Below are 12,945 nucleotides of genomic sequence, written 5' to 3'. Positions count from 1 at the left end.
TAAAAGCCGATGGAATTTACTCTTGCACTGGAATTTACTTTTTCAAGTCAGCCTAATTCCACTGTCCGCATCCTTTCATTGATTATTTGGGTTAAATGTACTGTTTTTGATCAATTTATTTACTAATTCATTCCCTAAAACTGGTCAGATGACCACTTTCTAGGAACAAAAAATGGACGAAGCAAACTTTTTTACATTTACCTCGTCCGTTAATGGGTTACAATATTAACTTTTCTTACCTTAGCCCTTTACCAGCACATTATTTCCATCCTGCATATTATCTGATGCATAATGTACTTTGTTCTCCGTAATCAATTCTTCGATGCACTTTCTAAAAGTCTTTGAAGCATTACCTGAATATCCCAGTCTTTTATATAACTCATTTGCAGAAATGCTTTCTTGTTCCAGTTCATTTAATATAAGAGTTTTTATCTGGTCTTTCGTTCTTCGCTTTGGAACAGCAACAATATCTTTCGGTTCGGTTTTGCTACTGACAGCTTCCTTTTTCAAAAATGCCTCATGAATCGGAATAATCACTGAAAAGAAAGAACGTTCTTCATCCGTGAGAAGTAATGGCAGTGGTGATCCGTTTTCCTTTATTGATTTAATTGCTGTTGGAATACCGGTATTTCTACCTTCCACAAGATGCAGTTCCTTTAAGAAATCACCTATTCGTCTATTCCGATACCTTCTTGTTCTCATCTGATATTTACTAATATCCTCATCAGAAATCGACCTGTCTGGTCCCGGAGAACTTGTTATTTCAATTTTATCAGCCTCTATGCGTACTGTGACAGGCTCATGTATCTGGTACGATTTGTGATAAATTGCATTAGAAAGAAACTCTTCGATTGCTTCATAGCTATAATTTTTTACTCTTACAGCCTCTGCTTGTCCGCTAATCTTAAATACCTTTTCAGCAATCACATTGTTTTTTATATAATTCAGAGCGTTTCGTAACTGATCGTCTATCGGTCCTGTAAAGATACGTTCCTCCATTCCTTGCCCTGTTGGATCCGGAATATTAACCACCTCTATCTGACTATACGGGAAAAACGACTCTGGATGATCATTGAAAAATAAAATTCCCACATTCAGCGGCTTGTAATACTCCGACGGTCCGTCTGCTATCCTTAAATTTCTTGCCAACTGCTCTGTATCCATAGTGTCAATATCATTCAACAAGCTACTATCCACATTTTGCAGATAATTCTTTATAATTGGATATTTTAAGTCCTTCATCTCTGCTTTAGGATTTATCCTATCATCAAACGGAATATTGTGAGATAGTGACATTAACTCTTTTACATCTGTATCAGTCGCCTCTATTGTACTGGATAACTTCCGGATATAGTATATCTTTTCGCTGTTCTTTGTATCTGGTGCCTTAGGACATGCGTACGGTCTTTCGTATCCACCAGGACACCATACCAAAAGAAGTAATTTCCCATCAAAATAAACAGGCTCACTCTGAGGAATGTACACAGGTTTAAGATATTTACAGTATCTAAGCAGATCTTTTTGAATCCTATCTACTGCATCTGGAGCAATACCTGTTACTGGACGAACAAGTTTTCCATCCTTTTCTTTCGCTCCTATAACAATGTATCCACCGCCCCAGTTATCAATATCATTAGCAAATGCACTGATTGTCTTTAAAGTAGTATCTGGGTTCCAGCCTTCCTTAAACTCTATTCTCGCCCATTCCACGACATTTTCCGTTAAAAGTTTTTCAATAGTAATTGGAATTGCCATATTTTTTCTCCAATGCTTCTTACGATTTGCTTACGACTAAGCTTACGACTTAATTATAAAGTCGTAAGCAAGTCGCGTCAATTATATTGTTCCACTTTTTTAGAAAACATCATCCTCACTCGCAAAATTGTTTATCTTGCTTCTGTTTTCTGTCTTTCAATAACCTTCTTAACAAACCATTGTACCGCAATCCTGGCTGCGTCCGCTCCATCCCTGATACCAACACTTGCTCTCGCATACCCTAAGATTTCTCCTGACCTGCTATAGCCGCGTCCTCTAAGCTTAGCTTCGTGCCAGATCTGTCTTATTCCGTTTTCGTCAAGTGCTTTTAAATCTGCCGGAAATGGTGCAGATTTCAACAATTCCAAACTGAATGCACCATCTACCTTACCAAGCGCATCCTTATATTCTGGGAAATAAATCTTCATTTCCCTGTGCATACGGTTAATTGCCCGGATTCTGTCCTCATTCAGCTGATCTCTGAACATAGATAACCTGCAAAGCTCCGCATAAAGCTTCTCCGGAAGGTACGGCATCATGGATAATCTTCTCCATCTGTGTTGCTAACGTGACAGGAAGATCATCCGTTTCTGCCCACCCTAATGATGTTGTTAAATCCCCCTGTGGATCAGCGTCCACCAGAAGAACCCTTTTCCCTTGATTTGCAAGTCCTATCCCTAAATTGACCGTAGTGGTAGTCTTGCCTGTTCCTCCTTTCTGATTGGCAATAGCAATCACTTTACATTTTGACATCTCGGTCTACCTCCTCTCTTGAAAAATTTATAGCCACTCCTTTGTGTGGAATGGCTATGTACTAAAAATGGGCATGAAAAAAGCCGAATGATTCTCTTCTTTTTCTCAAACTCGTATGTTTCTTTTTAATTCACTTATATCCCCGTAATTATCAATAATTACCAGTCCATTTCTTTAGCTATTCTAGTTCTCTCATCTTCCACCATTGGAACTAATTCTTCCAATGCATCATGTAATTCCCTGTGATTATCTTTCGAATCATATGTGATTATTTCTAAATTTCGATTTTCCTTTACTATTCTTTTATACTCAGTATTAATTCCATCTTTAGAAGTAATAAAATAATGGCAGGGACTACCCGGAAATACAAATGAATAATTTTCTAAGACTAATTGTATATCCGGATCAGAAAAACCGCAACCTATAAATATAAACGTATGCGTAAGAGAAAGAGCCTCCAACAGTCTATAAAAAGCTGCATTTTGATATCTAGCATTTGTATACTGACTTCTCGTAAAAATCATTTTTGAACTTTCATCAAGAGTTCCATGAATTTTTAAAATAATCCGTTCTTCTGATTTTATCTTATTAACCAAATCTGAATCATAATATTTCTTCACTAAAATTGTTCCTGCTGTTTCTGCCTGCGCATATACTTCATATATTTTATCTACATTCGGTGTAATCACAATTTTTGAATCTAATTTCAGAATATTTTCATGTATTCTATGACTTTTGTATTTAGGTGTCAGAAATTCTTCTCTTGCAATGCGTTCGAACCTTTCATTTCCTATTTGATTTACTAGTACTTCACATGCTGTTAAATAATCTTTTTCATTTAACAACTTTCTTACATATTCAACGATATTTTCATCTGTGACTTCACTTATGCCCTTATTCAAAAACTGTTCCCACGTAGGAGGGCGTTTATCGCCTTTTTCGCTTATAGCATTTGCTGATACCCCCGCACCTAAAAATAAAACTACTTTCCGCTTCGCAATCTTCTCTATAATATCTACTGGCCATTTCATTACATTTTCTCCAAATTAATCATCATCTGATTTGTAATCTTATCCATTACTACTTTAAAATCTTTCACTTTTGCAAAATGAGCACCTACAATACCATCTGTACTAGTTAATTCGAACGCTGGTCTATGCGCTGACTGAGACAGTGGGATAATACTATTAAAATTCGGTATAGTTCCTAATTCATAATTGATCTCATTACCTTTATTTTTTTCATTAACTATATCTATAAGTTCTCTTTTTATGGTCATAGGAACTTCTGATAAAATTCTTTCATAAGCCTGTACAGGTCTTCTAATTCCGTCCACTGTTTTACTGGTATATTGCTGTGTAACATAACCCAAAAATTGTATATATGAAATTGGTTCAAAAATATTTTTTAGTTCTGTATCAGTACACCTATTAAATCCTTCTTTAAACGTATCTCTCCAATTTTTTATTGTTTTTCCTATATTTTCAATAGCCAAAATACTAAAAATATCAGAAGACATAGGGGTCACAAAATAATCACACGATAATAAGATAGATCTATTTATTGCCCCTAATGATGGTCCCATATCAAAAAACACATAATCATAGTCATCAAATTGTTTTATTAAATTATTAAATGTCAATGTTGTTCTAATTCCACGTTCTCCCCCTGATAACGCTGCGCTCCAATCAGATGCCAAAGTATCTTCAAAAAGTGCAAGTTTCGGATCTCCTGCCAAAAAATCAAAACCGAACTTCTCTAAATTATATACTTCAACGTTTTTAACATACCCTATTCCTTGATTTACCGGTTTTATCACGTCATAAATTGTAAATCCCTTTTTGTCATAATACACTTTTGAGAACAAATCATCCGTAAAACAATAAATAGTAGAATTGCATTGTGGATCAGCATCAATTAACATCACTTTTTTTCCTGTTCTAGCAATATATGCACTCAAATTACAAGTTAACGTGGTTTTCCCTACTCCTCCTTTATTATTAAACATTGCTATCGCTTTCATTTTTTCTCCTTTCATTAACCATTCATTTTTAATCTTTATTAGTCTATATTTCATATCTTCTCTATAGAATCTATTAAACTGCTCATTTTTTCTTCACCTCACCCTATTGCTAATTCTTATCGTTCAAAAAACAAATCTCTTACTGCCCACCTTGTATTGGCTAATCATATTCTCTTATTTTGTCCGTAACACTCTCCATTTTGCTTTCTTACTATTTTATCACATTTCATCCGTATAACACAACAGCGCCCTGTCTTTTACGACAGAGCCAAATTACAACATAAAAAGCAGATACATAACTTCCACCACATATCTGCTTTACTAAAGTTCCAATTCTGCCTCAAGTTGGGGCAGAATTGCAATCGACTTCTAACACCGATACCGTATCCACACCGCATCACTGTCAAATTTTTTCACATCAATTAATTTTAAAATCACATATCTTATTGTAAATCCGTTTACCTATTCATATACAATATATATCGGCGTAATTGTTTCAATTATAAATTCCATCCCAATTTGTTCAAAACAAAAGACCGAACAGATTATCTCTGAGCGGTCTTTTGCCAGTTACACTATTTAGTTTTGATGGTCAAGAACCCATTGCAATAGGTCTTCATATTCTATTTTCCCAGCTGCAACATCAAGAATAGTTTCGTATAATTCTTTTTGCATATACTTAAGTTCTATCCCGTTCAAAGCAAGAAAAACCAACATTGAATGCGTTCCAATCCTTTTATTCCCATCTATCATACAATGGTTTTTAATCAACCCATATCCTAATCTTGCGGCTTTCGCTTGTATCGTAGGATACAATTCATCCCCTCCAAAAGACTGAAAAGGAGTTTCTAAAGCTGAGTCCAGTAAATTGTAATCTCTGACTCCTTCGCTTCCACCAGTCTGCTGAATCAATTGAGTGTGAAGCATAAGAATCTGCTTTTTGCTCAGTTTTTTCATTTAGCCAGTACCTCATATGCTTCCTTATTCTGCTCCATGAGCTGCTTTGAAATACTTAACACATCTTCATCAGATGCAGTAAAATCCTTATCTGCTTTACTAAAGTCTATAACAAGATATCTTGGTACATTATTCTTCAAAATCACTGCTGAACCGCATTCGTCCACTAATCTTGCTACTTTAGAAAAATTCTGGTTAGCGTCTGAAATAGACACCATTGTTTTTGTATCTATAGTCATATGATCACCTCCGTGATTTATTTACTATAGTATATACAAATTTTAGGATAAATACAACCTATTATTCACATTATATCTTTCCATCATAAACAGGAAAACCTCTGCATTTGTCTTCATAAGTTTTGTGCCCTGCAGCTACTTTTGATACTACGAAAAGTTCCTCTCTTTGCACGCCACCGGTGCGAATTCCTTCACCAACACCTCTCTTCTAACTCTGCAAAGAATGTGGTAGTTCCGTCACTATTAAAAGAGATGCCAAATTTTGTAATTTTTGTATCAGTATCTGCATTGCCGTTAGTCTTACTGAATACTCTTTCAAATCCGAACTGGGCATTGATTTCATCTGACATACGCAAGGCTCCCTCAATGCTATGCATTTTTTCTGCATAATACTTCGAATCTGATTATTTACACCTTCAAATCAACCTTGTTCTTTTTTATAACTTCTTTATGCTTTTTCATCGAGAATACTTCTTTTTCTTCCTTTGTATCCTTTGCTTTTTCCAACTGCTTCTGTAGGATTTCTTCGGCTTTTTCACTCATATTCTGGAGAAAGGATTTTACTTTTGAATCTTTATGTCCTATTGCCCATGAACTAATATTTCCATCTTTATCTATAGCCCATCCCTGTTCAACTCTCCATCCAATATCTGCTTGTTACTTTGCAAACTGCTCATCTAATTTTTTCATGTTACCAATTTCTTTTATGTACTCATCTTCTAAGTCTGAATCATTTACCATTTTTGTTAAAAACTGAGGAGAAATCGCTACATTCGTGGTAGTTGATTTACCATATTTCATCCCCGGACTATAATTTGCTGATACAAAACTATAATTGTCAAATTTTTTAGAAAGATAGGAAAGTTCATCCGCTGCAGTTTTTCGGGTTGTCCCTGTCTTTACATCTTCTGTTTGCTCCACAACCTGCTTTTCTGTGGTTTCCTTAGCATTATTTTTCCGTATATTACCGGTATAAGCATTTGTGTAAATATTAGAGTAATTGTTTACACCTGTAACTGCCATACTAACATCCCTTTCGTATTACAAAGCTTTCATTACCTTTTATTAGCATAATAATCCCAAATACCATTAAGCATTTTCCGATCACCATCTGATACATTCAGATTTAGCCTTAAATCTTTCCAGTCACCCGAATACTGCTGCGATAATTTCTGGTTATCCGACTGGATGGCGGATAAAAATGCCTGATATGCCGAATTTTGGATAACCCCCTTTTCTTTAGATTTTGCAGTATTCTCCTGGTTCTCACCTATGTTCTGTTCATTTGCTGTCTGTCCACTTCCTTTATGGTAAACTACCGATGGGGTAAAATCCTGTAATTCTGACCAGATTTCTGTTGAAGTTGCCATAAAATTACTGTGATTTTCATATGCCTGATTCAGCATATCCAGTTCTTTTTCTTTGGTTAATTCCTCAATTTTGCCCGATTCTGTCACATAATACTCCGGCTCATAATCTTGTTCCGCATATTTTTCTTCAATGCTGTTTTTCATTTTGTTATATGCTTCTGCCATTCTGTTTACATGATGTTCAAAGGAATCAGTTTTTACACTCTCTGTATCTTCTTTGACAAATATATCCGTCACTTCCTTCTCAAAACGGTTCTGATAATCCATAGAACTGACAGAAGATAAATGTCGAAAGCTCTCCTGCCCTGTTTTGGAAATGGAAAGTGTATCTGTATACTGTGTCATTTTCTTTTCTAAATCTGCCGGAACATTTTGCTTTGTATTTTTCCTGCTGTTATGTTCGATTGCAGAATATGTAATATTTGTATTATTGTAAATCTTCATAGCTGTTTCCTTCCCAGATAAATACCATTAGACTCTAATATCAATCGGCACATACCTTTTAATTGTGTCTGTTTGTACCATTTCTGCTGCCTCTAAACTATCTGTAGCAAGCTGCTCCTGCAAAACCTCGTCTGGAAGTTCTTCCATATTCTCCACAGTTTTTTCCGTCATCTGCTCTGTCATTTCTTCGGTTGTCTCCGAAAGTTCGTCCATGATTTCAGACATCATGCCCTTGTTTTCCTCTGTTCCAAGAGCTTCATCCACCATTTCTTCCTTTCGTTCTTCTTCTGTTTTAGGCTTATTCCTCTCAGCAGCTTCCGCAATCTTTTCGCCATGTTCTTCTGCCTCGTCCATGACATGAAACATCTGTGAATTATTATACTCCTGATTTGCTGCCGCAATTTCATCCTCATAATTATGAAACATTTCCAGCTTTTCAGAGATTTCTTCCAAACTGTCAGCCTTTCGGTTTTTCAAATTTTCTTTTTGTGCTTCAAAAAAAGCCACCTTATTATCCCGTTCCTGCTGTCGCTGCAATTTTTCCTGTGTACTTTTCAACATATTAGAACTATTAAATCTATTTATCAGTAAACCTCCACCGGATAAATTGACTGTAAAACTCATCTGGTTCCTCCTTCCCGACAAATTAATACAAAAGATTTTTCTTCTTGTCATTTAGGCTTAACATACTATACTTCCTTATCTATCTTACTTGACGTTAGAGAGGAATCTTTTTTCGAATATGTACCATTGTTTGTATAAGTCGCACTTGCCCGATTCGCAGCATTTGATATACCAGCTGCTTTCTGGGCTGTTTTGCCTGCAAAGGAATTGTAACCTGTAAAAACCGTTTTCAATGAACTGATATCTGCTTTCTTCAATTCATCTTCATCCAGCTCCAGCTTATTCCCCTTTCCTATGGTAATACCTATTTTAGAAAGTAAATGACTGGTTTTGTCTGTCATGCCTGTCATCCATGAAGCATTTCTAAGAACATCTTTTGTATTGGATTCTCCTGCCTCCTTAACAACGTCATTATAATCATCAATAAAAGATTTCACTTTTTTGGTAATTGCATCCCAGTCATAATCCTCTACCTCTGTTTCTTCCCCAGTCTTTACATCCTTCTTTTTTATTTTCTTTTTTTCCCAGAGTGACGCATCATTTAGTGCATCTGCTGATTTTTTCAGGGAATCCGCATTTGTTTTCATCAGTGCAAGCTTCTGTGAAGTATCGCCTTTACCCAATAATTTTTCTGCATCCTGCTTTGCATAATATGCTTTCATAAGTTTTCCATAGCTTCCGTTTTTAATCGCAGCATAATCAGAAAGCATATTGGTGTTTCCTACGGATGAACTGTCGGAAGTTCCTCCAAATAATGCGGAATAATCTACATTGCTGTTATATTTACTTGTGTAATCACTAAAACTCTTAATCTCTGACATAATACCATTCTCCTTTACCAACTATAAACGAATATCAATCGGTGTATATGTCACCTGTGTTTCCCCTTTGATATCCGTATTCTTTACGCTGTCTGTCTCCTCTGCCGCAGCCCCCGCAGATTCCTGTGTTTTCTCGGATTTATCAGTATTGTTCTTTGTTGCAGTGTCTTCTGTATTGCTGTTCTCCGCTTTTGCAGCTTCTTCTACTGATTTATTTGCATCTGCAAGTGTAGACATCTGTGCTGCTGTCGCCGACTGTGCCTTTGCCTGCAGCTCTGCCAGTTCTTCTTCCTTCTTCTCAGTATTTCCTTTTCCGGCATCCTGTTGGATTTCAGATTCAAGCACACTGGCACGTCCCTGTATCTGTGTTGCCATACTTCCCTGCACCTTTGCCTGTTTCATGGAAGAATCTGCGGAAATCATCGCCTGCATACTTGCCTGTGACAATCCGGTGTCTTTCTTTTTAGAAGTGTTACTTGTTCCAGTCACCATATCATCCATAGATGACGAATTTTTACTCTGCTGCTTATTTCTCTGCTCGATCTGGTGCTGTCTTAACTGCTGATTGAGATTGTTAATCTCCTGCTGTATCTCCTGACGCTTTTTCATCTTATCCTCTAATGACATTTCTTCATTCGATGATAAATCCTGTAGCTTCTGCTGTGCATTTGCAATCTGATTCTGAATATTTTTACTTACAGAATCATTCCCCTGTGTCATTCCCATTGTTCCTGTCTGCGTATTTGTCCCACTAAATCCATTGATCCTCATCGTATTGTCCTCCTTGAGCTTAAATTCTGAAATCCGTTTCCTTAAAAATCTGTACAACATGATTTCTCTTTACTGATTCTTTCGGCATATCTTTCTTCACAATAAACAGCGATGTTGTGAACCGCCCTTTTTTTGTTGTGAAGCAAATAAAAAACACCTCGAAGGTGCTTTTTGTCCTTATTCTACCTGTAACATAATACTTAGAACTACTTCCTGATTCTCCTGCTCTAAAGATATATCTCCCATATACATCCTTGCAACCCTCCGGATATTATGCAGTCCAATTCCATGCTCCTTCCCGGATTTCGTTGTTTCCGGCAGATCACTGTCCTTATAATTTAACTCTCCCTCATATCTGTTCTTTATGGTTATCATAAAAATACTGTTTTTCCGAAAAGAAGAGATACTGATATAAGGATTTTCTCCACTTACATTTTCCATGCAATTATCCAGTGCATTGTTTAAGATCACGCTTAAATCAAATGCATTTAATTTCGTATCCCCCGGATAATGAAAATCTGATATAAAACGAATCTGCTTTTCCTTTGCTTCTCTTAACTTTTCCATCAGAATCACATCAATGACAGGACTCCCCGTTTTTATCTCAGGAGATATTTCATTCCACTCCTTTTTCAAATGCTCCATATATTCTGCTGCATCATCCATATGATTCTCTGCCACAAGATGTTCCAGCATCTGTATATGATTCCCCATGTCATGACGCAGGCTGCGGATATCCTGATACAGCTTTTCCACTTCCCCGATATGCTTTTTCATATCACTGACCTGATTTAATACCAGCTCCTGCCCTGTCTGTTCTTCCTGTGCCACCTTCCAGTTTTGAAACATCGTAGTCATAACAAGAATTGCTATGATAGAAATAAAATAATGCACAAAGCTTAAAGCTCCATAAAATCCATAGGTATCTGTCAGGCTCTTTCCTGTATCTTTTTCATAAATATTCAGATAATATTGCAGAATGCCATATCCTGTAACTCCCACAAGAGAAGGTATGATGAGCATTACCAGCTCTTTAACGTTCATTTCATCATTTTTGTATACATATGCTTTATTGATCAGACCGATTGCAACTGCAAGGAAAACGATACAAAGCACAATATCCAGAATTCTCGTTCCAGCATAAAGTCCATATTGCAGCCATTGTCTTCCTGCAATCGTATTCCCAAAAACCAAAGCTTTTGTGATAAAATCATCCAGTCTGTCTGCCATTGCAACCGCAAGCCAACGGATAGAAAAAAATGTCACTGCAAGAAATATTTTCTGATAAATGTTTCTTCTGTCCTGTACATACATCACAAGAAATGCAGCCATAACTCCCAGCATATATGCAGAAAAATTGCCAATCTGCTGCGGTATCAGATACAGCACAGACATAATTCCAATATAAACAATACTGACCAGAGCAGCTTCCCTTTTCTTTTTCATATATGGATATACAAAAACACCAAAACAGATTCCTGTAATAATCAAAATTGCAATAACAGAAAACTTCGATGTGATCATCCAGCATCTTTCCACTAAACTCATCTGACTTCATTTCCTTTCCTCTGGTTATACTTCAGATATTGCTTCACAAACTCCGGATAATTCTTTTTTGCAATCAATGCAGTTCCATTTTTCATAGTTACACAAGTTGCATCATATTTTTCTACATATTTAAAATGCACAAGATAGGCTCTGTGTGTTCGGAAAAAATCTGTTCCTGCCATATCACTTAATTCCTGTAATTTACCATAGTATTCAATATCCGTACTTCGTGTATGGATAATAACTTTCCGGTTATACACCTCGGCATACACAATATCACGCAGGAAAATTTTTATATGACTTCCGGCGGTCTGTACCATGATATACTTTTCGTCCTTTTCAAGTTTGAAACTCCTTTTTATGTTATGGACTGCCTTTGTCACAACCTCTTTCAATTTCTCATCGGAAAATGGCTTAACCAGATAATGAAATGCTCCGACATCAAATGCCTGAAAAACATACTCCTCTGCTGCTGTCACAAAAATGAGTATCATATTTTCATTGTCCTGACGAAGCATCTTTGCCGTTTCCATCCCATCCATTCCCGGCATCTGAATATCCAGAAAAAGAATATCCGGCTTACTGCCACTTGCGATCAGTTCATCACCCGATAAATATTTCTCTATAACCGCATCCGGCAATAACTTTTTTATTTTTTCCTCCAGTATCTGAACCATAGATACTTCATCATCGCAGATAGCAATTCGCATATTGTCACTTCCTTGCTTACATATATTTATAGCTATTATATCGGATAAGTTCATGCAATATCTATCTGGAATGTTGTGAAATGACCTTTTTTTGTTGTGAAAAGGGCAGCAAACCATTATTGGTTCACTGCCCTGTCTTCTAGTCATGTCTGCAATATTAAAGATATGAAACAAACTCATTCATTGGTATACGCTGGGATTCATGTCTATTTGCATCTGCTTTCTCCTTTGTATATCCAAGCGCCAATATATTGATTGGTTCAAGTCCCAACGGAAGATGAAATTCCTCTTTTATCACATCTGGTTTAAAGTAACAAATCCAAACGGAACCCAAGCCAAGCTCTGTAGCTGTAAGCATCATATGATCGGTAATGATTGACGCATCTATATCCGTTGTTTTCATCCCATCAAATGGGCGCGTCCATGCTTTATTCGTATCTGCACACACGATGATTGCAACTGGCGCATTATAAATGTTGGCTGACTTTGCCAGTTTTTCTTTTGCTTCATCGCTTTTTACAACCAATAGTTTAACAGGCTGCATATTTGCTGCGGTTGGTGCTACATGAGCTGCTTCTAAAATTGTCTCCAATGTTTCCTGTGAAATTTCTTTATCCAGATAGTTTCTTACTGAAAAACGCTGCTTAGCAATATCTAAAATACTCATTTCTATCAAATCTCCTTAAAATTATGATTGTTTTGTCTAGACAATTTGATTATAATGGAATTGATATAAAAAAGACAAGAACGTACTTTTTTGTAATATACTAACCAAAAAGAAAGTGTGAAATGTAAAATGCAAAATGAATATAATTGTCCTGTTGACGCAACAATCTCTAAAATTGGAGGCAAATATAAAGCCGTAATCTTGTATCACCTTGGCAACAACACGCTAAGGTATAACCAAATCCACAAAAAAATTCCAGCTAT

Annotated in this window: 16 protein-coding genes and 1 pseudogene; 1 reads left to right on the top strand and 16 read right to left on the bottom strand. The window is 36.4% G+C overall.

Features of this window, described 5'->3' with window-relative positions:
- Positions 1-240: 240 nt before the first annotated feature.
- The 16 genes and pseudogenes from DXD06_RS16525 to DXD06_RS16440 form a co-directional block, all read right to left on the bottom strand.
- Complete coding sequence (locus tag DXD06_RS16525; RefSeq protein WP_022046279.1) at positions 241-1,755, bottom strand: RNA-binding domain-containing protein; 1,515 nt, start codon at positions 1,753-1,755, stop codon at positions 241-243.
- Positions 1,756-1,886: 131 nt separating this feature from the next.
- Entirely contained in the window at positions 1,887-2,243 is a 357-nt protein-coding gene (locus tag DXD06_RS16520; protein ID WP_022046280.1) for a hypothetical protein, read from the bottom strand.
- A 40-nt stretch (positions 2,244-2,283) separates the two neighbouring features.
- Positions 2,284-2,508: pseudogene (locus DXD06_RS16515) on the bottom strand (AAA family ATPase); the annotation flags it as partial.
- Positions 2,509-2,666: 158 nt separating this feature from the next.
- Positions 2,667-3,539 carry an SIR2 family protein gene (locus DXD06_RS16510; RefSeq protein WP_022046282.1) on the bottom strand — a complete coding sequence of 291 codons (873 nt, stop codon included), beginning with the start codon at positions 3,537-3,539 and terminating at the stop codon, positions 2,667-2,669.
- Entirely contained in the window at positions 3,539-4,531 is a 993-nt protein-coding gene (locus DXD06_RS16505) for a ParA family protein (protein WP_022046283.1), read from the bottom strand. The genes DXD06_RS16510 and DXD06_RS16505 overlap by 1 nt, the downstream gene beginning before the upstream one ends.
- A gap of 579 nt (positions 4,532-5,110) precedes the next feature.
- The gene (locus tag DXD06_RS16500) at positions 5,111-5,488 is read right to left on the bottom strand and encodes a type II toxin-antitoxin system death-on-curing family toxin (protein ID WP_117833157.1); all 378 of its coding nucleotides are present in this window, start codon (positions 5,486-5,488) and stop codon (positions 5,111-5,113) included.
- On the bottom strand, positions 5,485-5,727 hold the full coding sequence (locus DXD06_RS16495) for a hypothetical protein (RefSeq protein ID WP_022433332.1): 243 nt from the start codon (positions 5,725-5,727) through the stop codon (positions 5,485-5,487). The genes DXD06_RS16500 and DXD06_RS16495 overlap by 4 nt, the downstream gene beginning before the upstream one ends.
- A gap of 191 nt (positions 5,728-5,918) precedes the next feature.
- The gene (locus DXD06_RS16485; RefSeq protein WP_242853276.1) at positions 5,919-6,077 is read right to left on the bottom strand and encodes a hypothetical protein; all 159 of its coding nucleotides are present in this window, start codon (positions 6,075-6,077) and stop codon (positions 5,919-5,921) included.
- A 307-nt stretch (positions 6,078-6,384) separates the two neighbouring features.
- Positions 6,385-6,750 carry a DUF6033 family protein gene (locus DXD06_RS17640; protein WP_226947266.1) on the bottom strand — a complete coding sequence of 122 codons (366 nt, stop codon included), beginning with the start codon at positions 6,748-6,750 and terminating at the stop codon, positions 6,385-6,387.
- A gap of 32 nt (positions 6,751-6,782) precedes the next feature.
- Positions 6,783-7,541 (bottom strand): hypothetical protein, encoded by a 759-nt coding sequence (locus tag DXD06_RS16470; RefSeq protein WP_117833156.1) that lies wholly within the window; start codon positions 7,539-7,541, stop codon positions 6,783-6,785.
- A 27-nt stretch (positions 7,542-7,568) separates the two neighbouring features.
- Positions 7,569-8,165 carry a hypothetical protein gene (locus DXD06_RS16465; RefSeq protein ID WP_006859435.1) on the bottom strand — a complete coding sequence of 199 codons (597 nt, stop codon included), beginning with the start codon at positions 8,163-8,165 and terminating at the stop codon, positions 7,569-7,571.
- A 65-nt stretch (positions 8,166-8,230) separates the two neighbouring features.
- Positions 8,231-8,986, bottom strand: a complete 756-nt coding sequence (locus DXD06_RS16460) for a hypothetical protein (protein WP_243001168.1) — start codon at positions 8,984-8,986, stop codon at positions 8,231-8,233.
- 21 nt (positions 8,987-9,007) lie between these two features.
- Positions 9,008-9,757 carry a FlxA-like family protein gene (locus DXD06_RS16455; protein ID WP_199535236.1) on the bottom strand — a complete coding sequence of 250 codons (750 nt, stop codon included), beginning with the start codon at positions 9,755-9,757 and terminating at the stop codon, positions 9,008-9,010.
- A gap of 177 nt (positions 9,758-9,934) precedes the next feature.
- Positions 9,935-11,305 carry a GHKL domain-containing protein gene (locus DXD06_RS16450; RefSeq protein WP_117833153.1) on the bottom strand — a complete coding sequence of 457 codons (1,371 nt, stop codon included), beginning with the start codon at positions 11,303-11,305 and terminating at the stop codon, positions 9,935-9,937.
- On the bottom strand, positions 11,302-12,015 hold the full coding sequence (locus DXD06_RS16445) for a LytR/AlgR family response regulator transcription factor (protein ID WP_117833152.1): 714 nt from the start codon (positions 12,013-12,015) through the stop codon (positions 11,302-11,304). Before DXD06_RS16445 ends, DXD06_RS16450 begins: the two co-directional genes overlap by 4 nt.
- 157 nt (positions 12,016-12,172) lie before the next feature.
- On the bottom strand, positions 12,173-12,682 hold the full coding sequence (locus DXD06_RS16440) for a nitroreductase family protein (protein WP_117833151.1): 510 nt from the start codon (positions 12,680-12,682) through the stop codon (positions 12,173-12,175).
- Positions 12,683-12,811: 129 nt separating this feature from the next.
- On the opposite strand from DXD06_RS16440, the gene DXD06_RS16435 reads away from it, so the two are divergent.
- A partial coding sequence (locus tag DXD06_RS16435) for a winged helix-turn-helix transcriptional regulator (RefSeq protein WP_147343647.1) occupies positions 12,812-12,945 on the top strand: 134 nt, incomplete at its 3' end.

Source organism: Roseburia sp. TF10-5 (genome assembly GCF_003462365.1).
GTDB classification, from domain to species: Bacteria; Bacillota; Clostridia; order Lachnospirales; family Lachnospiraceae; genus Roseburia; species Roseburia faecis.
Note: the sequence above shows the minus strand (reverse complement) of the source record. Positions and strands in the feature narration are given on the sequence as shown.

Bases quoted from the DNA above. Each gene is read 5' to 3' on its own strand.
- DXD06_RS16495 (WP_022433332.1), bottom strand. From the start codon at position 5,727: ATGACTATAGATACAAAAACAATGGTGTCTATTTCAGACGCTAACCAG.
- DXD06_RS16525 (WP_022046279.1), bottom strand. From the start codon at position 1,755: ATGGCAATTCCAATTACTATTGAAAAACTTTTAACGGAAAATGTCGTG.
- DXD06_RS16455 (WP_199535236.1), bottom strand. From the start codon at position 9,757: ATGAGGATCAATGGATTTAGTGGGACAAATACGCAGACAGGAACAATG.
- DXD06_RS16510 (WP_022046282.1), bottom strand. From the start codon at position 3,539: ATGAAATGGCCAGTAGATATTATAGAGAAGATTGCGAAGCGGAAAGTA.
- DXD06_RS16470 (WP_117833156.1), bottom strand. From the start codon at position 7,541: ATGAAGATTTACAATAATACAAATATTACATATTCTGCAATCGAACAT.
- DXD06_RS16460 (WP_243001168.1), bottom strand. From the start codon at position 8,986: ATGTCAGAGATTAAGAGTTTTAGTGATTACACAAGTAAATATAACAGC.
- DXD06_RS16520 (WP_022046280.1), bottom strand. From the start codon at position 2,243: ATGTTCAGAGATCAGCTGAATGAGGACAGAATCCGGGCAATTAACCGT.
- DXD06_RS16440 (WP_117833151.1), bottom strand. From the start codon at position 12,682: ATGAGTATTTTAGATATTGCTAAGCAGCGTTTTTCAGTAAGAAACTAT.
- DXD06_RS16500 (WP_117833157.1), bottom strand. From the start codon at position 5,488: ATGAAAAAACTGAGCAAAAAGCAGATTCTTATGCTTCACACTCAATTG.
- DXD06_RS17640 (WP_226947266.1), bottom strand. From the start codon at position 6,750: ATGGCAGTTACAGGTGTAAACAATTACTCTAATATTTACACAAATGCT.
- DXD06_RS16450 (WP_117833153.1), bottom strand. From the start codon at position 11,305: ATGAGTTTAGTGGAAAGATGCTGGATGATCACATCGAAGTTTTCTGTT.
- DXD06_RS16465 (WP_006859435.1), bottom strand. From the start codon at position 8,165: ATGAGTTTTACAGTCAATTTATCCGGTGGAGGTTTACTGATAAATAGA.
- DXD06_RS16485 (WP_242853276.1), bottom strand. From the start codon at position 6,077: ATGTCAGATGAAATCAATGCCCAGTTCGGATTTGAAAGAGTATTCAGT.
- DXD06_RS16505 (WP_022046283.1), bottom strand. From the start codon at position 4,531: ATGAAAGCGATAGCAATGTTTAATAATAAAGGAGGAGTAGGGAAAACC.
- DXD06_RS16445 (WP_117833152.1), bottom strand. From the start codon at position 12,015: ATGCGAATTGCTATCTGCGATGATGAAGTATCTATGGTTCAGATACTG.